Below are 25839 nucleotides of genomic sequence, written 5' to 3'. Positions count from 1 at the left end.
CGCTTTCTCTATGATCGTGAACGTCTGCCGTGCGGTGCGACTAGACCGGCTTGAGCGATCCGGTCTTCCCGTTCGGAAGCTGGATGCTGGTGCAGGTGCCGCCCTGCACGAACTTCCACGCATTGCCCTGAAAGTCGACCGTCGAGGTGCCTTGGCAAGTCGTGCCGGGGCCGGCCGCACAATCGTTCTGGCCCTTCAGCGCGACGCCGAAGCACTTCTCCTTGTGGGCCGCGGTCGCTGCATCCGCCTCGGCCTTGGTGAGGGGAGCGGCGGTGGCAAGGGTTGCAAGCGCGGTCGAAACGGCGCCGGCAAGGACAAGCGAGCTGATGACATTCTTCATAGATCTCTCCACATCGTTATTTTGCGTCGCCTCCTGAGGCGTCGGGGGCGCATCGAAAGGTTCGTTCCGTTCGCTGCCACCGTTACGGTGTTGGCAGCTCACGAATCCGTGACTTCGCTGCAGGTGTCACGCAAATGGCTCTTGTGCCGTCTGCGTGCCGATCAAATACGCTGACATCGACCGGAGCCTCCAATGCCTTGTCGCTATGGAAACCGGGCGGGTCGAGCATTGGCGATGGCGACGCTCCGCCTGTCATAATTCCGAGACGTAACAATCTGCCGGACGCAAGCGTATCGCCATCAAGCCCTCCGACCGCCGGCGAAGGCCAACATGAACGCCTTTGAACGCTCAAGCGCCCTCGAACGACCGCGGTCACCGTCTTCGGCGAGGATGCTGACGATCAGCATTCGTCTTGCCGTCTCGGCGCTGGTCCTTACGGCGATCCTGCTCACCGCAGCAGCCTCGAGCCTGCTCTGGTGGCGCACGGCGGAATCGATCAGCCGGCAGCTCGCCTCGATGATCAACGAACAGATCGTTGCTGCCGTTCGCAAAGAGGTGTCCGCGATCGTCAATGAAGCGCGCGCCGCCCACACCGCCGTGCGCACGCTGTTCCTGCAGAACGTGCTCGATACCCGCGAGGCCGACAAGCGCGAGTTCGTATTCCTATCACAATTGCAGTCGCAAGCGACGATCTCCTGGGTCGCCTTCGGGTGGCCCGACGGTTCCTTCTTCGCCGCGCATAAGCTCGGTGACGGCCATCTCGAGATGATGGAGATCTCGAAGATCGACCATGTCGGCCAGCGCCGCATCGACGAATATCAAGTTATCCCCGGCGACATCGAATTTGAATCCCGCCGTTTCGAACCCACAGACTTTAGCGTCACAATGCAGGACTGGTTCAAGATCGGCATGGAGGCCAAGGGCCCGCAGTGGTTCGGGGTCGTCGACCATCCGATCGGCCCGCGCCCATCGATCGCCTTCGCGGGGCCGATCGATGTCTATCAGGAACGTCAGGGCGTTCTTGCGATCATCATCGAGTACACCAGGCTCTCCCGTTTCCTCGCCCAGCTCGAGGTCGGCCGCACCGGAACGGCTTTCATCCTTGGTGCCGGCGACGAATTGATCGCGGCTCCCGACAAGAACGCCGACGAACTGCATCCCGCGCACAGCCGGATCGATCTGTTGCCGTTGGCGCGCATGGCTCTGACGCTGGCCGGCGAGGACGGTCGCAAGGAAGCCTGGCGGCGGCGGCTTACCCTCGATGGCGCAGCCTATGAGGTTGGGCTGACGCCCCTACCATTTACCGGCTGGTGCCTGGCGACCGTGATCCCTGAGGCTGAGTTTCTTGGCCCGGTCGAAACCACATTGCGACGGCTCATCATCGGTCTTGCCATCGGTGCGCTGCTCGGCGCTCTGTTCTCTGCGATGCTGGCGCGGTCGGTGATCGCCGCACCGCTTGCGCGCGTGGTCGGCGAAATCCGACATGTGGAAAGTTTTGCGCTGGACCGGGTGCGCCGCCATCCATCGCGGCTCGCCGAGATTTCGAGCCTTTCGGGCGCGATCGCCGAGATGGCGCAGGGCTTGTCTGCTTTCCGCAAATTCATCCCGGCCGATCTGGTCCGGTCGCTCCTTCGCCAGGGCATCGAGGCGAAACCTGGCGGCTCGATCCAGGAGCTGACGGTAATGTTTATCGATGTGGCCGGCTTCACCGGGCTTTCCGAGCGCATGGAGGATCGCGTTGTGCCGCTGTTGTCGCGATATCTCGACGTCGCCTCCGAAGTCATCGTCGCCCACGGCGGCACCATCGACAAATTCATTGGCGACGCTGTGATGGCATTCTGGGGCGCGCCGACAGCGCAGGCCGAACATGCCCTTCTCTGTTGCCGTGCAGCACTCGTCTGCCGCCAGGGCATTGAGGCCGCGGGCGTCAGGGACGACCAGGGCCATCCCCTGCAAATCCGGATCGGCATCAATTCCGGCCGCATGCTGGTTGGCAATGTCGGCTCCGAATTGCGGCTGAACTACACCGTGATTGGCGATGCCGTGAACGTGGCGAGCCGCCTCGAAGGCGCCAACAAGCACTATGAGACGCAAATTCTGATCGGCGCCGAGACCAAGCGCCTCGTTGAGGGGGCCATGATCACACGCGAGATCGATCGCATAGCCGTCTACGGCAAGACAGAAGGCCTCGCCGTGCATGAACTGATCGGTTCGGCTACAGGCGACGCTTACCCGGCCTGGATCATCGATTACGAACAGGGACTCCTTCAGTATCGCAAGCGCGACTTCGCCAGCGCCATATGCTGCTTCGAGGCTGTGTTGCGCCAGCGTCCTCACGACAGGCCGACTGAACTGATGCTCGACCGCTGCAAGCTCCTCGAGCAGTCGGGTGTTGACGACACGTGGTCACCTGTCGTGACACTTCAATCGAAATAGCCGACCCACCGGCACCAGACAGACGACTGGATGCCGGCTATGCTCGAAAGCGGCAGCATTCGATATCGAAGAAGGACGTCGTTGCCGGCCCGCTGGTCAATCCTGAGTTCTGGCGGGAAATGAGCCTGACCACGGTCGAGGGGAGGCCCTATCCGTGGGCTGTCGGTTCGCTCGTCCACGAGGCGATGAGATCGGCGTGGCTAGGTGACGTCTCTCTTGCCGTCAAGGACCTCCTCGCTGCGGAAGCTGGATCGGACGAGTAATTCTCCCCATCATGCAATCCTGTTCCTGGATCGCACCTTATTCCGCCGCCACCGGCATCAATTCCATCTGCTCATGCAGGATCACGCCCGACAGCGGATCAAACTCGCCAACCCACGGCGCGTGTTCAAGGGCTGCTCTCGTGTGCGAGTAACCAGCGTCCCACCGCTGCATGATGCCGCGCGGACTGAAATCGATGTCCTTGGTGTGGGTTTCGCGATCAAGCTGCGGCGCAAGCAGACGCACGACGTGCATGCGTGTCTGACAGCCGTAACCGACCAGTTCGCGCACCTCTGGGGTGTTGCGTTCGCTGTCGGGCAGCCGTTTGGCCAATTGGTTGATGATGTGACGCAACCGATGCGCCTGCTGCTGGCGTGCGATGTGGCTCATGATGCGGCTGGAGTATTGGACATCCTTGTGTCGATTCAGCACCTCCGCCATCGTGGTCGGCTCCAGGCCTGCAGGATTCCACAGATGGACAGCGAAGATCAGCGAGTTCTTGCGGGGATTGTCATCGAACACGACTTCAGTCGGCGTGTTGGACAGAATACCGCCGTCCCAATAGAGCTCGCCGTCGATGCGGACGGCGGGAAAGGCCGGCGGCAATGCGCCGGAGGCCATAATATGCCTGATGATGAGCTCCCCGTCGCGGCTATCGAAATAGTGCATCTGGCTGGTCCGCACGTGGGCGGCCCCGACCGTCAGGCGCGGCGAACAGCTATTGAGTAGCTTGACGTCGACGAGTTCGCACAGGGTCTGCTCCAGTGGCGCGGTCGAGTAATAGCCGGCCCGTTCGGCACCCAGCGGGTAGCTGTCACCCGCATGAGCAAGGGCATTTGGACGAAAAAAGCCGGGAATTCCGTGGGTGATGGTCGCCCAGTAGGATAGCCGGTCATTGAAGTCGGGAAAGGCCGTCCGGATGTTCCAGACCGGATTTTGCTCCATCCGTTTCCAGAACTCTTTCAGGCGTGACAGCCGGTTCTCGACCGGATTGCCGGCGATGAGGCTGGCATTGATGGCGCCGATCGATGTGCCGATGATCCAGTTCGGCTCTATGCCTGCTTCGTGCAAGGCTTGATAGACACCTGCCTGGTACGAGCCCAAGGCGCCGCCGCCTTGCAACACCAGAACGACCTGGCCGGGGAGATCCTTGGCCAGCGATTTGATATCTCGCGACGAAGTTCTGTCCTGCATGTTGTGCTCCCATTCCGGCCTGGTCTAATATTCGCAAGCGCGCCCGGCTCTGTTACGAGCGTCGTCTCAATGTGCTGTCCAACCGCCATCGACCGGCAAAGCAATTCCGGTAATCGACGCGGCTGCTTCGCTCGCCAGGAAAACCGCCAGCGCACCGATCTCCTCGACTGTCGCAAAGCGCTTATTCGGTTGCTGGGCTAGCAGCACGTCGCGGATCACCTGATCCCGAGAGATTCCATGCGCCTTGGCTTGTCCATCGATCTGGGCTTCGACCAGCGGGGTATAGACATAGCCAGGGCAGATGGCGTTGCACGTAATACCTTCCTCGGCGATTTCGAGCGCCGCTACCTTTGTCAAGCCGACAATGCCGTGTTTGGCGGCGACATAGGCCCCCTTGAACGGCGAGGCGACCAGCCCATGCGCAGATGCCACATTGATGATGCGGCCGAATCCTTGTTTGCGCATCGCCGGCAGTGCCAGCCGCGTGGTGTGGAACGCGGACGATAGATTGATCGCAAGGATCTGATCCCATTTTTCGACCGGAAACTGGTCGAGCGGTGCGACGTGCTGAACACCGGCATTGTTGATGAGAATGTCGAGCCGACCAAAGTCGGCCAGCGTCACCGCGACCATCTCGGCGATCGCATCTGGCGACGTCATATCGGCCGCTGAATAGCCGACCTTGACGCCATGATCGGCTTCTATCGCATCCTTCGTCCTGGCGATCTCGGCCGCGGCTCCGAAGCCATTCAGCATCACATTTGCGCCAGCCGCGGCAAGCGCGCGGGCGATGCCAAGCCCGATCCCGCTGGTTGAGCCGGTCACCACGGCGGCCCTGCCATCGAGCAATTTTGCGTCAACGTCGGCATGCGATTTGATCTGGACATTCATCTTCTGAATCCCGCTTGCGTCGGTGGTATCCGACGATCGCCCAGAATCTGCATCGCAAAACGGATTCGCGGAAATACCCTTTGACTTCCAAAACCATAGGTGCGCGCTATGGCCGCCTTGGCCCTCAATCGGCTAGACTGTGAGCCGGATCAGGGGAGTTCGGCCATGGAAATGCATCAGGTTCGGTACTTCCTCGCGGTCGCGCGGACGCTCAACTTCACGCGTGCTGCGGATGAGTGCAATGTCACCCAGCCATCGCTGACGCGGGCAATCAAGCAGCTCGAGGCTGAGCTTGGCGGCGACCTGTTTCGCCGCGAACGTCCGGCCGGAATGACCGAGCTTGGTCAGCGCATGCACCCCTTGCTGAAGCAATGCTACGAGGCCGCCGCCGGCGCTCGCTCGCTCGCCTCGTCATTCAAGAGCGGCGAGATCGGCGCGCTGAGAATCGCGCTCACCCACTCGATCGATCTGTGTCTGCTGATTCCCTTCCTCGATCAGATCAAGCGCCAGTTCAATCGGCTGGAATTCCGTTTTCTCCGTGGCAATGGCCGCGAAGTCGGAGACATGCTGAAGAAAGGCGAGGCGGAGCTAGGAATTGCAGCTGAGCTCGACCCGAATTGGGAGCGGCTCGACACTTGGCCGCTATTTACGGAGGACTTTCAGCTCGTCGTCAACGCTGACCACCGGCTTGCCGATCAGGACAGCATCGACCTCGATGATCTGCGTTCCGAACAGCTTTTGTCGCGTGGATACTGCGAGTATGGCCCGCGCTTGAACACCGTCTTGCGAGAGCACGGCATAGACGTCGATCATTGCCACGAAATCTCGAGCGAGCGCGATCTCATTGAGTTGCTTGAGGCCGGTATCGGCATCGCCGTGGTTCCTGACACCTCGCGGATACCGCAGACGCTCAAACGTACCTCGGTCGAGGGACTCGATGCCCGACGCACGGTCAATCTCTACGGCGTCGCCGGTCGCGAGCGAACTGCGGTCGCATCTGCCGTCATGCGCATGCTGCGTGGCACGGATTGGCGGCAGTTTTTGGAGAAGAGCCGAGCCGCGTGAGAGTACCAATGCACGCGGGTCGCCCGGAAGCGCCTACCTCGCGTCCTTCAGAGCTCCGAGTAGATCCTCGATCGCCATGCGGCGCCGGAAGTCGGGATCAACAAAACGCGTTTTGACGATGCCATCGCATCCGATCACAAAGGCCGCAGGAATCGGCAACACCCAACCGTCGTTGCCGTGAAAGCTCGGCATGTCGAGATAAGAGAGAAGCCGCTCAATCTCTGCACCAAGCCAGATCGCCAGGTTGAGGGACAGCGCATAGCCATTGTCGAGATCGGTCAGCACTGGAAACGGTGCTCCGGCTTCGGACTTGAATTCTGCCGCATATTCCTGTGTCTCGGGCATGACGGCGACGACGTCCGCCCCCAGAGCCTTGATGCGGTCATAGGCCTTGATCACGGCCCTGACATTGAGTCGGCAATACGGGCACCAATGGCCGCGGAAAAACATCACCGCCACCGGGCCTCGCTCGAGCAGAGAGGGCAAGGCGATTAGGCGACCGCTTTCGTCGGGTAGCACGAAAGGTGGCATCGGCTCGCCAGGACGCGGCGCGTTTTCGCCGCCGCCATTTTCGTTGACCCTGATAACGAGGCGATCGACTGCGTCGCCATAGGCCGGAAAGATTTCCCGGCCTGCTGCCGCATAGGCTTGGAGCTGCTCGTTGAGAGTGCCTTCCATCTCCCGGCAGCGCTGAAAGGCGACCTTGAGCCGCTCGGCGTCGGCTGGGGAAAGCGATGTCATCCCTTGCTCCCGTATGTTTGACCTTCAGATGGCAATTCCTGCGCGGACCGCCCACCAGAGGCGCCTTTGTCTCCGCCAGGAGCATTGCACAAAGCACGATAGCATTGGGCTATCGATATCAGAGCGGGCCCGCATTTCGTGTTGGACGCCTGAGCGGGGATGGCCGTCCCCCGAGGGGTTTTCTATGTCCCGCTATAACGTACTGTGAATTGGCAAATTCGCTACCGTTCCTTTCCTGATGTCCATCGTGGGCCATGCCGGTCATGAACTTGGAGATATGTTCGGCCTTGCAATGAAACTCGGCACCCGCGGGAGCGAGCTTCGTGACCACATCTCCGCCTGTCCGACCTTCGCGTCCGACATCAAGCACATGCTCGGCCGCGCTTGAGTCGCATAGCCCGCCGCTATCGACTCAACAGCCAACCGGCATTTCCCGAAGCAAGGGCCTTGCGCGATGCTCCTGACACGCCGGCCAGCCTTTCGGGGCCGCGACATCAAGGAGACAACAACATGTTCAATGACATCGCAACCTCGCGCAAGATCCGGCGAGCTCTCGGCGTCGCGAGCGCCATTGCCATTTCGCTCGCGACAGCATCCGCGGCTTTCGCCGGCGAATGTCCCGCCGACAAGATGAAGGCCAATGCCCGCTCGATGGTGGACTACAAGCCGGTTGGTGTTACCGACGTGACGCTTGGATCCATCGATCTCGGCAAGCAACCCGCGCATATCGAGGGACGCGAACTGCGCTTCCGCAAGCTGACCATCGAGCCCGGTGGCATCGTGCCCTGGCACAGCCATGACGATCGGCCGGCGCTGATCTTTGTCCAGCAGGGCGAGGTCGTCGAATACGCCAGCAACTGCGTCGACCCAATTGCGCACAAGGCTGGCGACCTGCGACCGGAGGTCTACGGCACCTCGCACTGGTGGAAGAACCTCGGCAAAGAGACCGTCATTCTCTACGTGGGTGATGTCCGCAAAGATCCGACTGACCACAACATGTAACGAGTGCTCCAGCCCCACGCCTCGTTACCGGATGTGACGACCCGGGAGCCACGTGTTGGCCCCGCACGCCCGGGCGTTACATCTCCCTTCGATCACAGGAGCTGCGGCGATGACTGATATGCCGATGGAAGTCTCAGCGAAACCAATGCAAGAGCACGGTCATTCGCCGGACGTGGCGCTGCGATCTCTGGTGATCGGCCTCACCGCATTCCTGACCGTCGTCGACCTGTTCGCAACTCAAGCAATTCTACCAACTCTGACGCGGCACTACGGCGTCACGCCCGGTGCGATGGGCTTCGCTGTCAATGCCAGCACGATCGGCATGGCAGTCGCAGGACTGGTGGTCGGATCCTTCAGCCCGCACATCGATCGCAGGACCGGCATTCTGGCAAGCCTGCTTCTGCTCGCGATTCCGACGAGCTTGCTTGCCGTCGCACCGAACCTTGCCGTCTTCACCATTCTTCGCATCATGCAGGGCCTCTGCATGGCGTCAGCCTTTACGTTAACCCTTGCCTATCTGGGCGAACAGTGCAGCGCAATGGATGCTGGCGGCGCCTTCGCCGCCTATATCACCGGGAACGTCGCAAGCAATCTGATCGGGCGTCTCCTCTCGGCGTCCGTGTCCGACAATCTGGGCCTGGCGACGAATTTCTATTTCTTTGCCGTGCTCAATCTCGCAGGCGCGCTGCTGGTCTACTCCACAATCAAGCGCGTCCAGCCCATGCACTCCATCGGCCCAGCACAATCGCCACTTTCGGCAATGATAGAGCATTGGCACGATCCGGCCCTACGCGCGGCCTTCGGCCTTGGCTTCTGCATCCTGTTCGCGTTCATCGGCACCTTTACCTACGTCAACTTCATCCTGGTCCGTGCCCCACTGTCGCTCGGTATGATGGGGGTGGGTTTTGTCTATTTCGTATTTCTCCCCTCCGTCGTCACGACGCTGCTGGCTGGCAAAGCGGTGGCACTGTTCGGCATGCGCCTATCACTTTGGGGCGGTCTCGCAATCGCCGCTCTAGGCCTGCCACTGATGCTCTCATCGCACCTTGCGGACGTGCTCGCGGGGATGGTGCTGATGGGGATCGGCACGTTCTTTGCGCAAGCCTGCGCCACAGGCTTCGTCGGGCAAGCGGCGCGAACAAACCGCGGGGTTGCCAGCGGCACCTACCTTGCCTGCTATTTCTTCGGCGGCCTGGTCGGCAGCGCGGTGCTTGGTCAATTGTTCGATCACTTCGGATGGGTCGCCTGTGTCGCAGGCGTGGGCGTGGTGTTGGCAATGGGGTGCATTTTGACCGCAAGCCTCAGGATCCCGGTGTCCGGTCGATAACACGAATGGTGGGCCCGGCAGTTCGCGGCAATGGCAGATTTCGGCCGACACGGAGGCTGCTCGCGCGCTCAATCGCTTTGTTGAACGTTCAGTAAAGTCACATACTAAACATTCTGGCTGGGGCTGACCTTCTGGCTTTCCTGTTATCGGGACGGGCCGAATTGCGTCCGCTGGACAAGGCCGGCAGTCGTTGTTCGCCGCATTCGCTGCAATTCTCGGACAATTTGTTGCATTGCGAACATCGACGCGTGCGCGTGCGAGCGTCGGGAATATTTTCGCCAAGGTCGCGAGAACCGACTGTCCGTAGCGGGTGAAGATGTCGTGTTTTTGTAGCTCGTGATCTGTCGCCTTCGTTTCTGATTTGCAGGGGAGCCGGAAGGCGGGGACGGCTTTCCCTGATTGATCATGCCACGGCTGTTGTGGCGGTTTTAGCCCTGTGGGTGAGTTTCTTTGTTCGACTTGAAGCCCGTTTCTCCGTCCCGACCCGCGCTTTCTCGACGGCGGCGCGCGCAGGAGCGGTCAAGGACGCGCGCTTGCGCGCCCGCCAGGGCTTGTCCTTGACGGCTCCGAGCACGCCGCCAGGCTGAAGCGCGTCGGGGCTGATCTGCTGTCCGTCAGGCGCAAACCTCGCCAATCGATGCGGTCCAAGGAACACGCTGACGGTGCCATCGGGATACTCATGTAGCCGCACCAAGGCCTTGACGAAGTGAGGTCTTAGCCGGCTCTCCGGCAACTGCAGCCGCCCGACCGTTCCATGCAACGGTATTGTCGTTGGCGACGGTTCGCTCCTCGATCACGCACAGCGCCTCGCGCCAGGCCTCATGCCGGTCGGCTACGAATGCCGAGCCTTCCTGTTCGGGCTTGATCGCAAACGCGGCGTTGTGCCCGGGGATGTAATGCGCCTTCAGCCACGCGTTGGCAGCTTCGAGCGTCGTGATCCCGGCAAGCCGCAGCTCCTTCGGCAGCCGATCCTGCAAGGTGCCGAATACCCGCTCGGAGCGCCCGCGCGCCTGCGGCGAATAGGCTGCGATATGCTCGATCCCAAGATGCGACAAAGCCCGTCCCACCTGGGTTTGTTGCGTCTTCGAGATCTTCTCGCCAGCTTTTGGGGTCAGGAAATAATGGCTGCCGCGGTCGGTGTAGAGCGCGCAGAACAGGCCATGCTCGCCAATCACTTCGCGCAAGGCCTGGAAGGTCGAGGCCGTTCCTTCTTCCTCGACCAGCACCATCGAGTAGATCTCGCTCGTCGCATCGTCCATCGTGACGATCAGGTCCCTCGCGGGCAGGCCTTCGATCCAAACGTGGCGCGATCCGTCCTGGTGCAGCAGCATGCCCCGAAGCGGCCGCCGCGGCCGCTTCTTGCGGTGCGCCGAACGCTTCGGAGCCTTCCGCACCAGCCCTGCCGCGTGCAGCGCCAGCTTCGTCACCGTATAGCCCAGCACATAGTCGTGCCGCTTTTGCATCTGCTCGTGGAAGTGCTTCACCGTGAAGTCCGCGTACTTGTCCCGGTACAGCGCAAGCATCCGTTCCAGCTCCTCCTCCGGCGCCCGCCGTGGCGAACGACGCCCCAGCCGGCGGTCGACAAGCCCGTCGTCGCCCTCCGCCTCATAGCGCTCCGCCCAGCGTTGAAACGTCCGAACACTGATCCCAAGAACCTCCGAAGCTGCCTCCTGCGTCAGTTCCTTCGCCTCCGTCCGATCCAGCAAATCTGAAAACCGCATCCTTCGTACACCCTCGTGAATGGATGCCGTGCCCATCGTGCCCCCCTTGTTCCGGAGCACCGAAAACACGACACTTCACGAGCTACAAACAGGCGACAGATCACGAGCTACTGACAGGTCGCGAGAACCGACTTGACGGGCCAAAAAATTTAGTACTACGTTTAGTAATACAAAAAACTAAACATCGCGCATCGAGCGCCGATGTGCAGGAGGAGCCCAAGCCATGCCGGAGCCGTCTCCGGCAGCGGTCCGTCTCGTCCTTCACTCATCGCTCCTCAAACTCGGTTTCAGGGTCTTGGCGTCGCTCCGGCAGGGCGCGCTGAGCGGGTTGGACGCTTCAACGAGAGAGGAAACGGATATGCGGACATTCAATTGGCTGAGAAGCTCAGCGGCCACCACGGTTCTCGGGGCGGCGCTGCTGGGGATATTTGGCGGGGGCGAAGCTGCGGCCCAGGGTAAGCAGCTCACGCTGTGCTGGGCGGCATGGGATCCGGCCAACGCGCTGGTCGAACTCGGCAAGGATTTCACCAAGCAATCCGGCATCGAGATGAAGTACGAGTTTGTCCCCTGGACGAGCTACGCGGATCGCTTCCTCAACGAGCTCAACTCCCACGGCAAGCTCTGCGACCTGATCATCGGCGACAGCCAGTGGATCGGCGGCGCCGCCGAGAACAAGTGGTACGTCAAGCTCAACGATTTCTTCGACAAAGAGCACATCTCGATGGACGACTTCGTCCCGGCGACCGTTGTCGGCTATTCGCAGTGGCCAAAGAACTCGGCGAACTACTGGGCGCTGCCGGCGATGGCCGACGCCGTGGGTTGGACCTACCGCAAGGACTGGTTCTCGCGGCCCGACATTCAGTCGGCTTTCAAGGCCAAGTACGGTCGTGATCTGGCGCCGCCGAAAACCTATGACGAGTTGAAGCAGATCGCGGAGTTCTTCCAGGGCCGCGAGATCGACGGCAAGAAGGTCTACGGCGCCTACATCTTCACCGAGCGCGGCTCCGAAGGCATCACGATGGGCGTGACCAACGTGCTCTACAATTACGGCTTCAGCTACGACAATCCGAAGAAGCCGTACCAGATGCAGGGCATCGTCAATTCCGCCGAGGCGGCCAAGGGGCTCGAGTTCTACAAGGAACTCTACAAGTGCTGCACCGCGCCGGGCATGACCAATGCCTACATGCAGGAAGGGCTCGATGCCTTCAAGTCGGGCCAGGTGGCGATGCAGATGAACTGGTTCGCCTTCTTCCCCGGCCTCTACAAGGATCCGAATGTGGGCGGCGACAAGATCGGCTTCTTCGTCAATCCGGCTGGCCCGAACGGGCACTTCACCCAGCTCGGCGGACAGGGCATCTCGGTGGTTGCGACCTCCGACCGCAAGGACGACGCGCTCGCCTATATCAAGTGGTTCGCGCAGCCCGCCGTGCAGCAGAAATGGTGGCAGATCGGCGGCTACTCGGCGCTCAAGGCGGTGGTCGACGCGCCGGACTTCCCGAAGAGCGCGGCGTTCGCGCCGCAATTCCTGGAGTCGATGGGCATCGTCAAGGACTTCTGGGCCGAGCCGTCCTACGCCCAGCTGCTGCTTGATATGCAGAAGCGGGTGCATGACTACGTCGTCGCCGACAAGGGCACGGCGCAGCAGGCGCTCGATCTCCTGGTCAAGGACTGGACCAAGGTGTTCAAGGAACAGGGCAAGCAAGTCGCCTCGCAATAGCCCGAACGCCGCGTCCCACCTGAACTGGCTTCCCCGAGGTCAGCCTCGGGGAAGCCGAACCAGCCAGCCGATGGACAAGATGACGACGATCCTGCAACCCGACCATGCTACGATCCCGGGCGTGAGCGAGCCAGCCAAATCCCGCGCCGCGCGCCGCGGCCATGGTCTGTCCGACCGGACCATCGCGTGGCTGTTCGTCGCGCCGACGATTGCGCTGCTGCTCGCGATCAACATCTTTCCGCTGGTCTGGATGATCCGGCTGTCCTTCACCAGCCTCAACCTCAGCATGTCCTATCTGCCGCTGCGGTTTGTCGGGCTCGACAATTTCAGCGACATACTCAACGACGAGGACGTCTGGTTCCGGCTCCAGACCACCGCGCAATTCGTGATCTGCTCGGTCGCCTTGCAGGTCGTGGTCGGCTTTGGGCTCGCGCTTCTGATCAACCGTCAGTTCCGCGGCCATAGTTTCTGGACCACGATCATCCTGCTGCCGATGATGCTGTCGCCGGCGGTCGTCGGCAATTTCTGGACGCTGCTGCTGCAGCCGCAGATCGGCCCGTTCAACTATCTGATCAGCTTGTTCACCGGTGTGTCGCCGAGCTCTTTCAGCATGACAGGGCAGGTCGCGCTCGCGCCATGGACCATCGTGCTCGTCGACACCTGGATGTGGGCGCCCTACGTGATGCTGATCTGCCTCGCCGGGCTGCGCTCGATCCCGGATTACATCTACGAGGCGGCTGAGGTCGATCGTGCCTCGGCCTGGCGGCAGTTCTGGTCGATCACGCTGCCGATGACGGTGCCGTTCCTGATGCTGGCGGTGCTGTTTCGCGCGATCGAGAACTTCAAGATGTTCGACATGGTCAACCTGCTGACGTCCGGAGGACCAGGGTCGACCACCGAGCTCGTATCGATCACGCTGAAGCGTGCGGCATTCGAGAAGTGGCGCACCGGCTATTCGTCCGCGCTCGCCATCATCCTGTTCGTGACCGTGTTCGGGGCCGCCAACATCTACGTCAAAGCGCTCAACAAGGTGAAGCAACGATGACCGCTGCCGTAGCCAAATCGGTCCTGGCCAGATCCAGCGCACACTCGATCGTCGAGGCCTCGCCGCGCACCAAGGCATTCGCTGGTGCTCTCGTCATCCTCTATGCGTTGATCACGATCCTGCCGTTAGTCTGGATCGTCGCCACCGCCTTCAAGTCGCAAAGCGATGCCATCGCCTATCCGCCCAAGGTGATCTTCGAGCCGACGCTCGAAGGTTATGTCAACCTGTTCACGGTGCGCACCCGCCAGACACCTGATTTCATCGCCAAGTTGCCGCCGCCGGAGACCTGGTATGACAAGCTCGTCCGCAAGCATGACATGGTCATTGCCGGACCGTCCAAAGTCGTCCCGCGCTTCGTCAACTCGCTCATCATCGGGTTCGGTTCGACCTTCCTCGCCGTCTTCCTCGGTACGCTCGCGGCCTACGCCTTCTCGCGCTTCCGCATTCCGTTGGCGGACGATCTCCTGTTCTTCATTCTCTCGACGCGGATGATGCCGCCGGTTGCGGTCGCGATCCCGATCTATCTGATGTACCGGCAGCTCAACCTGACCGACACCAGGCTCGGAATGATCCTGCTCTATACCGCCGTGAACGTCTCGCTCGCGGTCTGGCTGCTCAAGGGGTTCATCGACGAGATCCCACGCGAGTACGAGGAGGCGGCCCTCGTCGATGGCTACACGCGACTGCAGGCGCTGCGCAAGGTGGTGCTGCCGCAGGCCGTCACCGGAATTGCGGCGACCGCGATCTTCTGCCTGATCTTCTCCTGGAACGAATACGCCTTCGCGGTTCTGCTGACCAGCGGTGAGGCGCAGACCATGCCGCCCTTCATCCCTTTCATCATCGGTGAGGGCGGGCAGGACTGGCCGGCGGTTGCCGCCGCGACCACGCTGTTCGTCGTCCCGATCGTCATGTTCACCGTGCTGCTCCGCAAGCATCTGTTGCGCGGCATCACCTTCGGAGCGGTGCGCAAATGAGCGGTTCAGCTGTTGTTAAGGAGGCCAAGGGAACCAAGGGGACATTGCACCGCTTCTTCAGCCGCGGGCGCTGGGAGGCCGTTGCGATGACCCTGATCGGGGGCGGCATCTTCATGCTGGTGCAGCCCTTCTCGATCGATCTCTACAGCTATTCATTCGTGACGATTCTGGCCGGCACGGTAGGCTTCGTCGTCGTCAGCCACTTTCCGGAATAGGGCCATGGCTCAGATCCGCATCGAAAATCTTCGCAAGTCGTTCGATCAGTTCACCGCGGTGGAAGGGTCGACCTTCACCATCGACGACGGCACTTTCTTCGCGTTGCTCGGCCCTTCCGGCTGCGGCAAGACCACCACCTTACGCATGATTGCCGGCCTCGAGCTGCCGACCGAGGGCAAGATCCTGCTCGACGGGGAGGACGTCACGTTCCACCGCGCCGCCGCCCGCGATATCGCGTTCGTGTTCCAGCTGTTCGCGCTCTATCCGCACATGAATGTCGGGCAGAACATAGGCTTCCCGCTGAAGTGCCAGGGCATGGCGCGGCACGAGATTCGCGAGCGGGTGCAGGAGACCGCGCGGATGCTGCGGATCGAGCATCTGCTGTCGAGCAAGACATCGAAGCTCTCGGGCGGCGACCGCCAGCGTGTCGCGCTCGGGCGAGCCATGGTGCGGCGCCCGAAGGCCTTCCTGATGGACGAGCCGCTGGGCGCACTCGACGCAGAGTTTCGTCATCTGATGTGCGGCGAGCTGCGCGATTTGCACGATCGCATCAAGGCGACCACGGTCTATGTCACCCACGACCAGCTCGAAGCGATGTCGATGGCCGACCAGATTGCGATCATGAACAAGGGGCGCGTGGAACAGATCGGCACGCCGCAGGAGGTCTACGACCGGCCCGCCAGCATGTTCGTCGCGGACTTCATCGGCTCGCCGCCGATGAACTTCCTGCGCTTCGAGGGCGGGCTGCGATCTGGTGACCGGGCGATCAATTTTCACGACACCAGGCTCGTGGTGCCCGAGATTCGCGAGGACCGCGCCAGCGCTGCGCTGGCCCTCGGGATTCGCCCGGAACATATTCGCTTCACCGACGCCGGATCCGTTCGCGGCGAGGTGTTCGGCGCGGAATATCTCGGCACGACGCAGATCGTCACAATCGACACCGCCTATGGACGGGTCGCGGCGCGGCTGCCGTCGAGCGCCTCGGTGCGGATCGGAGAGACCGTCGGCCTCGAATTCAACTCCGGTCGGCTCTCACTGTTCGATGCCGGTAGCGGCCTTGCAATCAGGACCGCCGGCGAGGAGGAGGGGCGCCATGGTTGACGTCAGCTTGCGCAACATCAGCAAGCGCTTCGGCGCGGTGGAGGCGGTGCGCGACCTCTCGTTGACGGTGAACGACGGTGAGTTCCTCGTTCTGCTCGGGCCGAGCGGTGCCGGCAAGACCACGACGCTGCGGCTGATCACCGGGCTCGAGAGCCCCGACGCCGGCTCGGTCATGATCGGCGGGCGCGACGTGACGCATGATCCGCCGGGTTCACGGGACATCGCATTCGTGTTCCAGCAATATTCGCTGTATCCGCATCTGTCGGTCTATGACAACCTCGCATTCCCGCTGCGCTCGCCGGCACGGCGCGTGCCGGAGCCGCTGATCCGCAAGCGTGTCGAGCAGACCGCGGAGCTCCTGCACATCGCCAGCAAGCTGAATAATCGTGCCACCCGCCTGTCGGGAGGTGAGATGCAGCGGGTCGCGATCGGCCGTGCGCTGGTGCGCGATCCCTCGATCTATCTGATGGACGAGCCGCTGTCGTCGCTGGATGCAAAGCTTCGCGCCGAGCTTCGCCTCGAGCTGAAACGGATCCAGCTCGAGCTCGGCGCGACCATCCTTTATGTGACCCACGACCAGGTCGAAGCCATGACGATGGCGTCAAGGATCGGTGTGATCAAGGACGGCCGGCTGCTTCAGCTCGGCACGCCGAGGGAGGTCTACGAAAATCCATCCAGCAGCTACGTCGCGTCGCGGCTCGGGACGCCCCAGATCAATTTCCTTCCCGCACGGCTGTTGTCCGATGTGGCGATACCGCCGGAAACGGAGACGGTCGGCATCCGCACCGAGCACCTCCAGATCGCCGCGCGCAACGGCGGGCAGATGGTCGGTCGGGTGCATCGCGTCGAGCATCTCGGCGAGCAGAATCACGTTCACCTCGACTATAAGGGCGAAACGCTGGTGACGCTGGCGGATCCGCATCAGCCGCTGCGGGCCGGCCAGGAGGTTGAATTGCAACTGGTGCGTCCGCTGTGTTTCGACCGCGCGGGGCAACGCATCGGCGCGATGGTCCAATAGAGGAGCGAGAGGTTCAGATAGATGTCTGTGCAACCGGAGACATTCAGGTCGCTGCTCAAGGCGGCCGCCGAGCAGGTCATCGCCAGCGCGCCGGAGCTCACGAGCCTGGACCAGGCGATCGGCGACGGCGACCACGGGACCAACATGAAGCGCGGCTTCGAAGCCGTGCTCGGCAAGCTCGATGCCATCTCGGCGCAGCCGCTCAACGAGGCATTCAAGGCGATCGGCAAGACCCTGGTCATGACGGTCGGCGGCGCCTCCGGCCCGCTTTATGGCAGTTTCTTTCTCGCCGCGGGCGAGGCGCTGTCGCAAGACAAACACTTGCCTGACGATCTCGCCGACGTGTTCGGTAGCGGCGTGGACGCGGTGAGCGCGCGGGGCCGCTCGCAGGCCGGCGAGAAGACGATGCTCGATGTGCTCGTTCCGGTGCTGGAGACACTGAAAGCGGGCGCCGGCCAGCCCGATCTGATCGAGCGGGTGCGCATCACCGCGGCTGAAGCGGTTGAGCGCACAGTGCCGATGCAAGCCACCAAGGGCCGGGCGTCGTTCCTCGGTGCGCGCAGCGTCGGTCATGTCGATCCGGGGGCACGATCGAGCTGCGTTCTGCTGCACGCTGTGTGCGCTGGCCTGGAGGCGCGGCAATGACCGATACCGTAGGGATCGTGATCGTCTCGCATTCCCGGGATATCGCCAAGGGAACCGCGGACATGGTGCGGCAGATGGTCGGCAGCGAGGTCAAGGTCGCCTTCTGCGGCGGCAATCCCGATGGTGGTCTCGGCACCAGCGTGCCGCTGATCATCGACGCCATCAACGATGCCTGGTCGTCGAAAGGCGTTGCTGTGCTTGTCGACCTCGGCGGCGCCGAGACGAACAGCGAAATGGCGGTCGAAATGCTGGAGCCGGCGAGGCGTGATCTCGTTGTCGTCTGCAACGCGCCGATCGTCGAGGGCGCCGTCATGGCGGCGACGGAAGCTGCGGGCGGCAGCTCGCTGGCCCAGGTCAGAGCCGTGGCCGAGGAACTCTCTGCCGACTGAGCCGGCGGGGAAGCGATGATGGATGATGAGCATGCTTGATAAAGCGGACGAACAGATCTTCACCGGCAATGTGCGGTTGGTGCACGCAGTTGGCATGCACGCGCGCCCCGCGGTCAAGCTGACCAAGCTCGCCAAGAAATTCCAGGCTCAGATCTCGGTGCGGGTCGCGGGCGCGCCTGAATGGATCAATGCCAAGAGCGTGGCCAAGATCATGGCAATGCGCGCGGCACACGGCAGCACGATCGAGATCAAGGCCTCCGGCAGCGATGCGGAGGCCGCGGTCGCGGCGTTGGTCGGTCTGATAGCAAGCGATTTTCCGGATGGAGCACCATAGCATGCAGGGCGGCGCTGCAGGGCTGGCCTACCGCGGCAGGACCGCCTCGATCGGCTTTGCCCATGGCCCGTTCGTCCGTGTCGATGCGGGCGCGGCCGGCGAGCGTGTGGCCGGCACACTGGTCGAGGAGGCGCTGGCGTTGCGCAATGCGATCGACGTCGCGAGTGGCCAGATCGCGGATCTTGCCGCCAGCGCCGGCGGCGAAGCTGCCCAGATTCTCGAATTCCAGGTTGCGCTGCTGGAGGACGAGGATTTGATCGAGGCGATCTTCGCGTCGATCGGCGAGGGACGTCCGGCCGATATCGCATGGCGTTCGACGCTCGACGCGCACATCGCCGACTACAATTCCGCACCGGACGACTATCTGAAAGCGCGTTCCTCCGATCTTGCGGATTTGCGCGACCGCGTGGTCCACATTCTGCGTGGCGATCAGGGGCAGCCGCTGAAGGTCCCGAGCGGGGGCGTGGTCTGCGCCGACGATCTGCCGCCATCGCGATTCCTCGAGATCGACTGGTCCGGCGGCGGCGGCCTGGCGCTGTTGCGCGGCAGCCCGACCAGCCATGTCGCGATGCTGGCGCGGGCGCGCGGCATCCCGATGGTGGTGCAGCTCGGTTCAATTCCAGACATCGGCACCATGGCGTTGCTCGACGGCGAAGGCGCGACGCTGGAACTCGATCCCAATGCCGAACAGGTCCGTACTTTCGAGAAGCGGCGCGACAGCCATCTCAAGAGCAGGGCATCCGCGCGCGCAATCCTGCGGCGGCCGACAGCCTCCTGGCGCGGCGAGCGGATCAAGCTCTTCATCAATATCCAGCGCGTCGAGGATCTCGAGCATGCCGACGCGCAATATGCCGACGGCATCGGCCTGATGCGCACCGAGTTCCTGCTGACGGAGCGCGGTAGTCTGCCCGATGAAGAGACACAGTTTCAGGCTTATGATGCGGGTGTTGCGTTGGGCAGACCGGCGACCGGTCACCATTCGCACGTTCGACGCGGGCGGCGACAAGCCGGTGCCGGGCTTCACGGTGGACGGCGAAGCCAATCCGTTCCTCGGGGTGCGCGGCCTGCGCCTGTGCCTCGCCCGGCCCGAGATCTTTGCGGTTCAGCTCCGCGCGCTGGCGCGGGCCGCGGTGCGCGGCAATCTCAAGGTCATGTTCCCGATGGTCACATCGGCGGACGAGCTCGAGGCGGGACGGAAGCTGTTCGCCGATGTCGTGCAGCGCTTGCAGGCGGACGGCATTGCCGCGATGCTTCCCGAGCTGGGAATCATGGTCGAAGTCCCGGCGGCGGCCCTTGCGGTATCTAGCTTCAAGGCCGCCTTCTTCTCGATCGGCTCGAACGATCTCGCGCAATATGTCCTGGCTTGCGATCGTTCCAACGGAGCTCTCGCCCCATTGGTGGACCCTCTGCATCCCGCAGTGCTCGAACTGATCGCGCGGACCGCGGAGCACGGCCGCCGCGCCGGCATCAGCGTCAGCCTGTGCGGCGACATGGCCGGTGATCCGCGCTGCCTGCCGGCCCTGCTGAATTGTGGCCTGCGCGAACTCTCCGTCAATGCATCGGCGCTGGCGCAGATCAAGCACACCATCGATCGGCTGAGCAGCGGAGGCGGCCTTGGCTGACACGGCGGCCGATGACGCGCCCGAAGCCGGCGCGGTCGCAGTCTACAAGCGCATCTTCAAGGAAGTCCTTGAGAGCCGCCCGTCCGGCATGCGGCTGCGGCTGGCCCATGCCATGGGAAAGAACCGCAGCTTCGTCAGCCAGATCAGCAACCCGGCCTATCCGGTGCCGATCCCGGTGCAGCATCTCAACACGATCTTCGATGTCTGCCACTTCCCGCCACAGGCGAAGACAGCCTTCCTTCGCGCCTATGCGCGCGCACATCCGCGCCGCGTCGGCCGGTTGAACGAAGGCTCGCACGAGCGGACGCTGACGCTGCATCTGCCAGACTTCGGCAGCGCCAAGCGCAACGCCGAGCTCGACACGCTGCTCCAGGAGTTCACGCGGCGACTGATTGCCATCATGCGGGAAAAATAGGCGAGAAACGCCAAACGGACGAAGCGGGGAGAACACAATGAAGAAGTTCATCAATGCGGTCGACAACGTGCTCGCAGAGAGCCTCGACGGCTTTGCCGCCGCGCATGCCGACCTCGTCATGCTCGGCCCTGAGCGGAAATTCGTCCGCCGCCGCGAGCTGAACTCGAAGAAAGTCGCGCTGGTCTCGGGCGGCGGCAGCGGGCACGAGCCGCTGCATGCCGGCTTCGTTGGCTACGGCATGCTGGATGCCGCCTGTCCCGGCCAGGTGTTCACTTCGCCGACGCCGGACCAGATCGTCGAGGCCGCACAGGCGGTCGCGGGCGATGCCGGCGTTCTCTTCATCGTCAAGAACTATGCCGGCGACCGCATGAACTTCGAGATGGCAGCCGAGATCGCCGAGGGTCGTATCGCCACCATCGTGACCGATGACGATGTGGCGGTCGAGAAGTCGACCTACAGCGCCGGGCGGCGCGGCGTCGCCGGCACCCTGATCGTCGAGAAGATCGTCGGCGCCGCGGCCGAGAAGGGCGCCGATCTCAAGACCTGCGTGGCGCTCGGCGAGCGCATCAACGCACAGACGCGCTCGATGGGCGTTGCGCTGACCAGCTGCACCGTCCCGGCTGCGGGCACGCCGACCTTTGCACTTGCCGAAGACGAGATGGAGATGGGGGTCGGCATTCACGGCGAGCCGGGCCGCCGCCGCGTCAAGCTTGCGGAGGCCGATGCGATCGCATCGGAAATGACGGCAGCGATCGCCGGCGATCTCGCGGCGCCCGCGGGCTCCGAGGCGCTGCTGCTCGTCAACGGCTTCGGCGGCACGCCGACGATCGAGCTCTATCTGATGTACAACACGGCGCGCCGGATGCTCGAGGAGCGGGGCCTGCGCATCGCCCGTTCGCTGGTCGGCAGCTACGTCACATCGCTGGACATGGCGGGCTGCTCGCTCACCGTAAGCCTGCTCGACAGCGAGACCACCGCGCTCTGGGATCATCCCGTGCGCACGGCCGCATTGAAATGGTGACCGCCGTGGTGGGCGGCCGCTGATTTTCAGATTGCGCCCTGACTGACGATGGGCCGGGGTCTCAGGCATGCACCGGAAGTCTGCCGGTTCACCTTCCCTGAAACTTGCCGTGTCCTTCGGGCGCGGCATCTTTTTTGCGTGGAGTAGACAGGATCTCCGGCGATCGTGAGTGCCAAGCCATTGATTTATTGCTGGGCCCGGCAGGACTCGAACCTGCAATCATGAACGGGCATAGCGGTTCGGTTGTGAATTCGCCCTTGGATGCTTGCTCCACAACTCGCCTGATGCGGAGCATTTGGACTGTTCGGACGGCGTTAAGAGGCAGCAGAACCGAGTGAAGGATGAGGATTGGATACAAGCCGTCGAAGAACGCGTATGCGATGAACGCGACATTGCTCAAGATGGCCGTGATCCGGAGCTGGAGCATCGTCTTCATGCAAAACGTGGCGAAGACGAGAAGAGATGCGAGATAGCCGGCGGCTTCAACCCAGGACTTCGAGCCGCAGAGCAAAACATCTGAGCAGCGCATTTCCGCGTCCTTCTATGAACTTGCCCCTGAAGAGCGCGACGAGCCCTGTACATGTGGCTCAACGGGTTTGGATACCGAAGCAAGCGCAAAAATCAGATGCTGATCGGCTAGAAGAATCCGGCACTGAGATCCAGCCCATAAGTCACCGACAGCAGCCACACCAAGAGGGCGGCTCCACAGAGCAACGCGGTCTGCTTGAGGACGTTTGCCTGCAATGACGATGTGGGGAATACCCGGACAAAAGCGTTTGCAATCGCAGCAATTGCAGCGGCCCGCATGATGATCTCCAGGAGTTGGCAAATGGTGCGCCAACAGCGCCTCGATCAGGGAATGTTGATCGCCGGCAGCGGGCCAGTGGGTCGGATCAACGCTTTAGCAGGTTGCTCCTGCGTGAAGGCCGCGAGCGCAATCAAAACGGCGCATAATAGGGCGATGAAAAAGCCGAGACGCCACCGCCGCTCCGTCCGGTCGTCGTCGGGCGTGTCAAGCCGGCGCGCGCCCGTTGCTGTGCGCATCGTTAATCTCCGAATATCGTGACGGTGAGAAGGCCAGTCTTCCCAACACCCGCACTGAATATCTCGCCAGTTGATGCGTCTGGGAACTACCTAGAAAGGTGGTCCGGTGTCTCCTATGCTTGCTCGAAGGTCGGTGACCTGCGCACTCGGTTCGGGGGGGACATGTATCTATCGACGGATTCCACCAATCCGCAGAATCAAGATGTCTATGCACTCTGGGATCGGCTGGCCGAGTTCTCCGTCGGCGACGGCGACGCCGCACTGATACATCTGCTAGCCGCACTGCGTACCATGTTGTCGGCACGCAATGTGCTATGGGGTGTGGTCGTGCGATTGCCTTCGCCGAAGCGGGCCGATCCCTTGCTCGGTTGGCGTCCGCGCCTCGTCCGGGTGCTGGACCCGATACCGGCGGTGGCAGCATCCGTGCAGAAGCAGTTCGATACGCTCTGGTCCCGCGACGTCGACCTGTCTCAGATCCTTTCCATGTCGGGAGATGAGCCGTTCCGGGTCCGCCTGCTGTTCGAAGCGCTGCCGCCGGAATGGTTCGAGGGCGAGCACTATCGGCGGCACTATCTGGACGTCGGATTCGCCGACAGCATCTCCGTGCGCATTGCGCTCAACGACGACGTGAGGATTCGCCTGTTCGTATTTCGCGATGCGGAGGCCCCTCGCTTCTCGGCACAGGACGGCCAGCGTCTGGGCTTCGTGATGCGCGGGTTGAGATGGTTTCACCGTCAGCAACTGCTCAGCCACGGCCTGCTCATCGCCAATGCACCCCTGACACCTGCTGAACGCAGGGTGTTGCTCGCACTGCTCGACGGGCACACGGAAAAGCAGATCGCGCAGAGGCTTGACCAAAGTCCGAACACCACGCATTTCCACGTCAAGTCGATCTACGCCAAGTTCGGCGTGCGTAATCGCTCGGCGCTCACCGCGCTGTGGCTCGGCAAGCTGCGATAACGAACTTACAGTTGATTTGCTGGTGGGCCCGGCAGGACTCGAACCTGCAACCAGACCGTTATGAGCGGCCGGCTCTAACCATTGAGCTACAGGCCCCGCCGCCTTGCGGGCCGCGGGGCGCGGCCGGCAACGGTGCGGGCTCCGTTTACAGGCTGACTGCGGTTTCGGCAATGCCGCCCGCACCCCTGTGCCGACGCCGCCGGGCCAGCCACGTCTTGCGGCCGGCATCGCTGGAACAGCGGCCGGCAGCCATCCTGCCTGGCCCTCCGTTTCCCTGGCGACCGGCGCCTCAATCCACCGAGACGCCGGCAAACTCGACGACTTTGCGCCATTTCTCGGTCTCGTCGGCCACCAGCTTGCCGAATTCGGCCGGGGCCATCGGCTTCGGGATGCCGCCGACCTCGGCGAGGCGCGCCACGAGCTTGGGGTCCTTCAGCGCTTCGCCGACCGCCTTGTTGAGCGCATCGACGATCTCGGGCGGGGTGCCCTTCGGCGCCGAGATGCCGTAGAAGCCGACCGCCTCGAATCCCGGCACGGTCTCGGCGATCGCCGGCACGTCGGGCACGCTCGCCCAGCGTTTCGGCGAGGTGACGCCGAGCGCGCGGACGTTGCCGCCGCGGGCCTGCTCCAGCGCCGACGGCAGATTGTCGAAGATCAGCTGCACCTTGTTGGAGATGATGTCGGGGAAGGCGATCGCGGATCCCCGATACGGCACATGCAGCATGTCGCACTTGGTCATCGCCTTGAACAACTCGGCCGACATGTGCACCGAGGTGCCGTTGCCCGAAGAGGCATAGGAGATCTTGCCCGGATTGGCCTTGCAGTAGTCGATGAACTCCTGGACGGTCTTCACCGGCATCGCGTTCGAGACCACCAGCATGTTGGTGAGCTGCATGATGCTCGCGACCGGGGTGGTATCGCGCAGGAAGTCGAACGGCAGCTTCTTGTAGAGCGAGGTCGAGATCGCATTGTTGGGCGCGACGAACAACAGCGTATAGCCGTCAGCCGGCGAGTTGATAGCGGCCGCGGCGGCGATGTTGCCGCCCGATCCGGTGCGATTCTCGACGATGAATTGCTGGCCGAAATGATCCGACAGCCACTGGCTCATGATGCGGGCGACGATGTCGACCGGACCGCCGGCGGCAAACCCGATCACCCAGCGCACCGGGCGGTTCGGATAGTCGGATGCGGATGAGGGGGCAATCGAGGCGAGGCAGCAAATCAAACCAAGCAAGGCGACACGCGCGAACTGGATCATCGTCTCTCCCGTCATTTTCTTGTGACTGTTGCCGGCATGGTTTCACAAAACGCTGGCTTTGCCTACGACGTCGCCCGTGCGACGATAGTCGGGTTCGTGTGGAATGCTTGAGGCTCGGGATGAAATTCGCTGTTATGATGTGCGCCGGCGCGCTGCTGCTCGCGGACGGGGCGGCGGCGCAAGAGGGGAGCAAGACCATTTCCAAGACCACGATCAGTTTCGCCACGGCGACGCCGGGTGGCGGCTTTCCGCTCTATGGCAATGCCTTCGCCGAGGTGATGAATGCGGCCGACCCGACGCTGTCGATCGAGCCGCGCAACACCAAGGGCTCCAATGAGAACATCCCGCTGCTCGAGGCCGGCAACGTCGATATCGCGACCGTGGCGGGCGAGCCGTCCTATGAAGCCTTCATGGGCATCGGCCGGCCGAAGGCCACGAAGCTGAAGATCCTCACCGCGATGTATTCGAGCCCGGGCATGTTCGTGGTGCGGGCCGACAGTCCCTACAAGACGATCCAGGACCTGGTCGGCCAGCCCGTCGCGTTCGGCGCCAAGGGCTCCGGCCTGCCGATCCTGTCGCGCTACATCCTCGACGGCATCGGGCTGAAGCAGGACGAGGACTTCAAGTCGATCTATCTCGATCGCGCCGGCGACGGGCCTGCGATGGTCGAGGACGGCCGCGCCGCCGCATTGTGGGGCGCCGGCATCGGCTGGCCCGGCTTCACCAAGATGGCCGAGAGCGCCACCGGCGCCCGCTTCATCGCGCCGACCACGGACGAGATCGCCCGCATCCGCGCCAAGCACACTTTCCTCAAGCCGCTGACCATCCCAGCCGGCAGCTATCCGAAGCAGACCGCGGCAATCTCTTCGGTCGGCTCCTGGAGCTACATCCTGGTGCGCGAGACCTTGCCCGACGATGTCGCCTATCGGCTGGCCAAGACGCTGCACGGCATCGAGGCGACCTTCTGCAACAAGCTCGCCCAGGCGTGCGAGACCACGGCGGCGAACACCGTCGCCGCCGCGCCTGATATCAACCTGATCCACCCCGGCGTGCTCAGATATTTCCGCGAGATCGGGGCGGCGAAATGACTTCTGCATGGACG

At 62.7% G+C, this 25839-nt stretch carries 26 protein-coding genes, 1 tRNA gene and 1 pseudogene; 18 read left to right on the top strand and 10 right to left on the bottom strand.

What is annotated here, in order from left to right; all coding sequences use genetic code 11:
* Nucleotides 1-40: 40 nt before the first annotated feature.
* Complete coding sequence (locus ACVIHF_RS25315) at nucleotides 41-340, bottom strand: BufA1 family periplasmic bufferin-type metallophore (protein ID WP_038377692.1); 300 nt, start codon at nucleotides 338-340, stop codon at nucleotides 41-43.
* A gap of 390 nt (nucleotides 341-730) precedes the next feature.
* Here ACVIHF_RS25315 and ACVIHF_RS25310 point away from each other — a divergent pair, with 390 nt between their 5' ends.
* The gene (locus ACVIHF_RS25310) at nucleotides 731-2776 is read left to right on the top strand and encodes an adenylate/guanylate cyclase domain-containing protein (protein ID WP_456792693.1); all 2046 of its coding nucleotides are present in this window, start codon (nucleotides 731-733) and stop codon (nucleotides 2774-2776) included.
* Nucleotides 2777-3076: 300 nt separating this feature from the next.
* Here ACVIHF_RS25310 and ACVIHF_RS25305 read toward each other — a convergent pair whose 3' ends face one another.
* On the bottom strand, nucleotides 3077-4231 hold the full coding sequence (locus tag ACVIHF_RS25305; RefSeq protein ID WP_456792692.1) for a patatin-like phospholipase family protein: 1155 nt from the start codon (nucleotides 4229-4231) through the stop codon (nucleotides 3077-3079).
* Nucleotides 4232-4297: 66 nt separating this feature from the next.
* Nucleotides 4298-5122 (bottom strand): 3-hydroxybutyrate dehydrogenase, encoded by an 825-nt coding sequence (locus ACVIHF_RS25300; protein WP_456792691.1) that lies wholly within the window; start codon nucleotides 5120-5122, stop codon nucleotides 4298-4300.
* A 165-nt stretch (nucleotides 5123-5287) separates the two neighbouring features.
* Here ACVIHF_RS25300 and ACVIHF_RS25295 point away from each other — a divergent pair, with 165 nt between their 5' ends.
* Nucleotides 5288-6187 (top strand): LysR family transcriptional regulator, encoded by a 900-nt coding sequence (locus ACVIHF_RS25295; protein ID WP_456794121.1) that lies wholly within the window; start codon nucleotides 5288-5290, stop codon nucleotides 6185-6187.
* Nucleotides 6188-6220: 33 nt separating this feature from the next.
* Here ACVIHF_RS25295 and ACVIHF_RS25290 read toward each other — a convergent pair whose 3' ends face one another.
* A complete protein-coding gene (locus ACVIHF_RS25290; RefSeq protein ID WP_225645767.1) occupies nucleotides 6221-6928 on the bottom strand; it encodes a peroxiredoxin-like family protein in 708 nt (235 codons plus the stop codon).
* A gap of 510 nt (nucleotides 6929-7438) precedes the next feature.
* Here ACVIHF_RS25290 and ACVIHF_RS25285 point away from each other — a divergent pair.
* Together ACVIHF_RS25285 and ACVIHF_RS25280 are read left to right on the top strand one after the other, a co-directional pair.
* Nucleotides 7439-7930, top strand: a complete 492-nt coding sequence (locus ACVIHF_RS25285; protein ID WP_456792690.1) for a cupin domain-containing protein — start codon at nucleotides 7439-7441, stop codon at nucleotides 7928-7930.
* Nucleotides 7931-8039: 109 nt separating this feature from the next.
* Nucleotides 8040-9257 carry an MFS transporter gene (locus ACVIHF_RS25280; protein ID WP_456792689.1) on the top strand — a complete coding sequence of 406 codons (1218 nt, stop codon included), beginning with the start codon at nucleotides 8040-8042 and terminating at the stop codon, nucleotides 9255-9257.
* A gap of 677 nt (nucleotides 9258-9934) precedes the next feature.
* Here the strand turns inward: ACVIHF_RS25280 and ACVIHF_RS25275 are convergent.
* Nucleotides 9935-10978: an ISNCY family transposase gene (locus tag ACVIHF_RS25275; protein WP_456792688.1), complete on the bottom strand. Its 1044-nt coding sequence runs from the start codon at nucleotides 10976-10978 to the stop codon at nucleotides 9935-9937.
* Between the two features lie 358 nt (nucleotides 10979-11336).
* Between ACVIHF_RS25275 and ACVIHF_RS25270 the strand changes: the two genes are divergently transcribed.
* From ACVIHF_RS25270 to dhaK, 12 genes and pseudogenes are all read left to right on the top strand, one after another.
* The gene (locus ACVIHF_RS25270; RefSeq protein ID WP_028335636.1) at nucleotides 11337-12695 is read left to right on the top strand and encodes an ABC transporter substrate-binding protein; all 1359 of its coding nucleotides are present in this window, start codon (nucleotides 11337-11339) and stop codon (nucleotides 12693-12695) included.
* A 70-nt stretch (nucleotides 12696-12765) separates the two neighbouring features.
* Complete coding sequence (locus ACVIHF_RS25265) at nucleotides 12766-13740, top strand: carbohydrate ABC transporter permease (protein WP_310881838.1); 975 nt, start codon at nucleotides 12766-12768, stop codon at nucleotides 13738-13740.
* Nucleotides 13737-14714 (top strand): carbohydrate ABC transporter permease, encoded by a 978-nt coding sequence (locus tag ACVIHF_RS25260; RefSeq protein ID WP_016843403.1) that lies wholly within the window; start codon nucleotides 13737-13739, stop codon nucleotides 14712-14714. Before ACVIHF_RS25265 ends, ACVIHF_RS25260 begins: the two co-directional genes overlap by 4 nt.
* Entirely contained in the window at nucleotides 14711-14929 is a 219-nt protein-coding gene (locus ACVIHF_RS25255; protein ID WP_057021016.1) for a hypothetical protein, read from the top strand. Before ACVIHF_RS25260 ends, ACVIHF_RS25255 begins: the two co-directional genes overlap by 4 nt.
* A gap of 4 nt (nucleotides 14930-14933) precedes the next feature.
* The gene (locus ACVIHF_RS25250) at nucleotides 14934-16031 is read left to right on the top strand and encodes an ABC transporter ATP-binding protein (RefSeq protein WP_456779517.1); all 1098 of its coding nucleotides are present in this window, start codon (nucleotides 14934-14936) and stop codon (nucleotides 16029-16031) included.
* Nucleotides 16024-17049 (top strand): ABC transporter ATP-binding protein, encoded by a 1026-nt coding sequence (locus ACVIHF_RS25245; protein WP_076823867.1) that lies wholly within the window; start codon nucleotides 16024-16026, stop codon nucleotides 17047-17049. The genes ACVIHF_RS25250 and ACVIHF_RS25245 overlap by 8 nt, the downstream gene beginning before the upstream one ends.
* 21 nt (nucleotides 17050-17070) lie before the next feature.
* Nucleotides 17071-17694: a dihydroxyacetone kinase subunit DhaL gene (dhaL, locus tag ACVIHF_RS25240; RefSeq protein WP_456779518.1), complete on the top strand. Its 624-nt coding sequence runs from the start codon at nucleotides 17071-17073 to the stop codon at nucleotides 17692-17694.
* Nucleotides 17691-18083 (top strand): dihydroxyacetone kinase phosphoryl donor subunit DhaM, encoded by a 393-nt coding sequence (gene dhaM, locus ACVIHF_RS25235; RefSeq protein ID WP_028163196.1) that lies wholly within the window; start codon nucleotides 17691-17693, stop codon nucleotides 18081-18083. The genes dhaL and dhaM overlap by 4 nt, the downstream gene beginning before the upstream one ends.
* Before the next feature lie 31 nt (nucleotides 18084-18114).
* Complete coding sequence (locus ACVIHF_RS25230) at nucleotides 18115-18417, top strand: HPr family phosphocarrier protein (protein ID WP_456779519.1); 303 nt, start codon at nucleotides 18115-18117, stop codon at nucleotides 18415-18417.
* A 1-nt stretch (nucleotide 18418) separates the two neighbouring features.
* Nucleotides 18419-20039, top strand: a pseudogene (gene ptsP / locus ACVIHF_RS25225) (phosphoenolpyruvate--protein phosphotransferase).
* Nucleotides 20032-20454, top strand: a complete 423-nt coding sequence (locus ACVIHF_RS25220) for a hypothetical protein (protein WP_456792687.1) — start codon at nucleotides 20032-20034, stop codon at nucleotides 20452-20454. Before ptsP ends, ACVIHF_RS25220 begins: the two are co-directional and overlap by 8 nt.
* 37 nt (nucleotides 20455-20491) lie before the next feature.
* Entirely contained in the window at nucleotides 20492-21475 is a 984-nt protein-coding gene (gene dhaK / locus ACVIHF_RS25215) for a dihydroxyacetone kinase subunit DhaK (protein ID WP_456779521.1), read from the top strand.
* 88 nt (nucleotides 21476-21563) lie between these two features.
* On the opposite strand, the gene ACVIHF_RS25210 is transcribed toward dhaK, so the two are convergent.
* The 3 genes from ACVIHF_RS25210 to ACVIHF_RS25200 form a co-directional block, all read right to left on the bottom strand.
* The gene (locus ACVIHF_RS25210; protein ID WP_456779522.1) at nucleotides 21564-22004 is read right to left on the bottom strand and encodes a hypothetical protein; all 441 of its coding nucleotides are present in this window, start codon (nucleotides 22002-22004) and stop codon (nucleotides 21564-21566) included.
* A gap of 107 nt (nucleotides 22005-22111) precedes the next feature.
* Entirely contained in the window at nucleotides 22112-22282 is a 171-nt protein-coding gene (locus ACVIHF_RS25205) for a hypothetical protein (protein WP_456779523.1), read from the bottom strand.
* 45 nt (nucleotides 22283-22327) lie between these two features.
* Nucleotides 22328-22519: a hypothetical protein gene (locus ACVIHF_RS25200; RefSeq protein ID WP_092085983.1), complete on the bottom strand. Its 192-nt coding sequence runs from the start codon at nucleotides 22517-22519 to the stop codon at nucleotides 22328-22330.
* 162 nt (nucleotides 22520-22681) lie between these two features.
* Here ACVIHF_RS25200 and ACVIHF_RS25195 point away from each other — a divergent pair, with 162 nt between their 5' ends.
* Nucleotides 22682-23479, top strand: a complete 798-nt coding sequence (locus tag ACVIHF_RS25195; RefSeq protein WP_092085981.1) for a helix-turn-helix transcriptional regulator — start codon at nucleotides 22682-22684, stop codon at nucleotides 23477-23479.
* A 20-nt stretch (nucleotides 23480-23499) separates the two neighbouring features.
* On the opposite strand, the gene ACVIHF_RS25190 is transcribed toward ACVIHF_RS25195, so the two are convergent.
* Both ACVIHF_RS25190 and ACVIHF_RS25185 read right to left on the bottom strand, forming a co-directional pair.
* Nucleotides 23500-23575: transfer RNA gene (locus ACVIHF_RS25190), tRNA-Ile, on the bottom strand.
* A 193-nt stretch (nucleotides 23576-23768) separates the two neighbouring features.
* The gene (locus ACVIHF_RS25185; RefSeq protein WP_057015085.1) at nucleotides 23769-24737 is read right to left on the bottom strand and encodes a Bug family tripartite tricarboxylate transporter substrate binding protein; all 969 of its coding nucleotides are present in this window, start codon (nucleotides 24735-24737) and stop codon (nucleotides 23769-23771) included.
* Nucleotides 24738-24856: 119 nt separating this feature from the next.
* Between ACVIHF_RS25185 and ACVIHF_RS25180 the strand changes: the two genes are divergently transcribed.
* Nucleotides 24857-25825, top strand: coding sequence for a TAXI family TRAP transporter solute-binding subunit (locus ACVIHF_RS25180; protein ID WP_253607400.1), 969 nt, complete (start codon nucleotides 24857-24859; stop codon nucleotides 25823-25825).
* Nucleotides 25826-25839 lie beyond the last annotated feature (14 nt).

This window comes from Bradyrhizobium sp. USDA 4506, assembly GCF_054058795.1.
This window is presented reverse-complemented; position numbering and strand designations above follow the sequence as displayed.

Coding starts and splice junctions, on each gene's coding strand:
- ACVIHF_RS25195 (WP_092085981.1), top strand. CDS start 22,682: ATGTATCTATCGACGGATTCCACCAATCCGCAGAATCAAGATGTCTAT.
- ACVIHF_RS25290 (WP_225645767.1), bottom strand. CDS start 6,928: ATGACATCGCTTTCCCCAGCCGACGCCGAGCGGCTCAAGGTCGCCTTT.
- ACVIHF_RS25300 (WP_456792691.1), bottom strand. CDS start 5,122: ATGAATGTCCAGATCAAATCGCATGCCGACGTTGACGCAAAATTGCTC.
- ACVIHF_RS25205 (WP_456779523.1), bottom strand. CDS start 22,282: ATGCGGGCCGCTGCAATTGCTGCGATTGCAAACGCTTTTGTCCGGGTA.
- ACVIHF_RS25295 (WP_456794121.1), top strand. CDS start 5,288: ATGGAAATGCATCAGGTTCGGTACTTCCTCGCGGTCGCGCGGACGCTC.
- ACVIHF_RS25200 (WP_092085983.1), bottom strand. CDS start 22,519: ATGCGCACAGCAACGGGCGCGCGCCGGCTTGACACGCCCGACGACGAC.
- ACVIHF_RS25310 (WP_456792693.1), top strand. CDS start 731: ATGCTGACGATCAGCATTCGTCTTGCCGTCTCGGCGCTGGTCCTTACG.
- ACVIHF_RS25210 (WP_456779522.1), bottom strand. CDS start 22,004: ATGCGCTGCTCAGATGTTTTGCTCTGCGGCTCGAAGTCCTGGGTTGAA.
- ACVIHF_RS25280 (WP_456792689.1), top strand. CDS start 8,040: ATGACTGATATGCCGATGGAAGTCTCAGCGAAACCAATGCAAGAGCAC.
- ACVIHF_RS25315 (WP_038377692.1), bottom strand. CDS start 340: ATGAAGAATGTCATCAGCTCGCTTGTCCTTGCCGGCGCCGTTTCGACC.
- dhaM (WP_028163196.1), top strand. CDS start 17,691: ATGACCGATACCGTAGGGATCGTGATCGTCTCGCATTCCCGGGATATC.
- dhaL (WP_456779518.1), top strand. CDS start 17,071: ATGTCTGTGCAACCGGAGACATTCAGGTCGCTGCTCAAGGCGGCCGCC.
- ACVIHF_RS25270 (WP_028335636.1), top strand. CDS start 11,337: ATGCGGACATTCAATTGGCTGAGAAGCTCAGCGGCCACCACGGTTCTC.
- ACVIHF_RS25245 (WP_076823867.1), top strand. CDS start 16,024: ATGGTTGACGTCAGCTTGCGCAACATCAGCAAGCGCTTCGGCGCGGTG.
- ACVIHF_RS25180 (WP_253607400.1), top strand. CDS start 24,857: ATGAAATTCGCTGTTATGATGTGCGCCGGCGCGCTGCTGCTCGCGGAC.
- ACVIHF_RS25285 (WP_456792690.1), top strand. CDS start 7,439: ATGTTCAATGACATCGCAACCTCGCGCAAGATCCGGCGAGCTCTCGGC.
- ACVIHF_RS25265 (WP_310881838.1), top strand. CDS start 12,766: ATGGACAAGATGACGACGATCCTGCAACCCGACCATGCTACGATCCCG.
- ACVIHF_RS25260 (WP_016843403.1), top strand. CDS start 13,737: ATGACCGCTGCCGTAGCCAAATCGGTCCTGGCCAGATCCAGCGCACAC.
- ACVIHF_RS25230 (WP_456779519.1), top strand. CDS start 18,115: ATGCTTGATAAAGCGGACGAACAGATCTTCACCGGCAATGTGCGGTTG.
- dhaK (WP_456779521.1), top strand. CDS start 20,492: ATGAAGAAGTTCATCAATGCGGTCGACAACGTGCTCGCAGAGAGCCTC.
- ACVIHF_RS25305 (WP_456792692.1), bottom strand. CDS start 4,231: ATGCAGGACAGAACTTCGTCGCGAGATATCAAATCGCTGGCCAAGGAT.
- ACVIHF_RS25255 (WP_057021016.1), top strand. CDS start 14,711: ATGAGCGGTTCAGCTGTTGTTAAGGAGGCCAAGGGAACCAAGGGGACA.
- ACVIHF_RS25185 (WP_057015085.1), bottom strand. CDS start 24,737: ATGATCCAGTTCGCGCGTGTCGCCTTGCTTGGTTTGATTTGCTGCCTC.
- ACVIHF_RS25250 (WP_456779517.1), top strand. CDS start 14,934: ATGGCTCAGATCCGCATCGAAAATCTTCGCAAGTCGTTCGATCAGTTC.
- ACVIHF_RS25275 (WP_456792688.1), bottom strand. CDS start 10,978: ATGCGGTTTTCAGATTTGCTGGATCGGACGGAGGCGAAGGAACTGACG.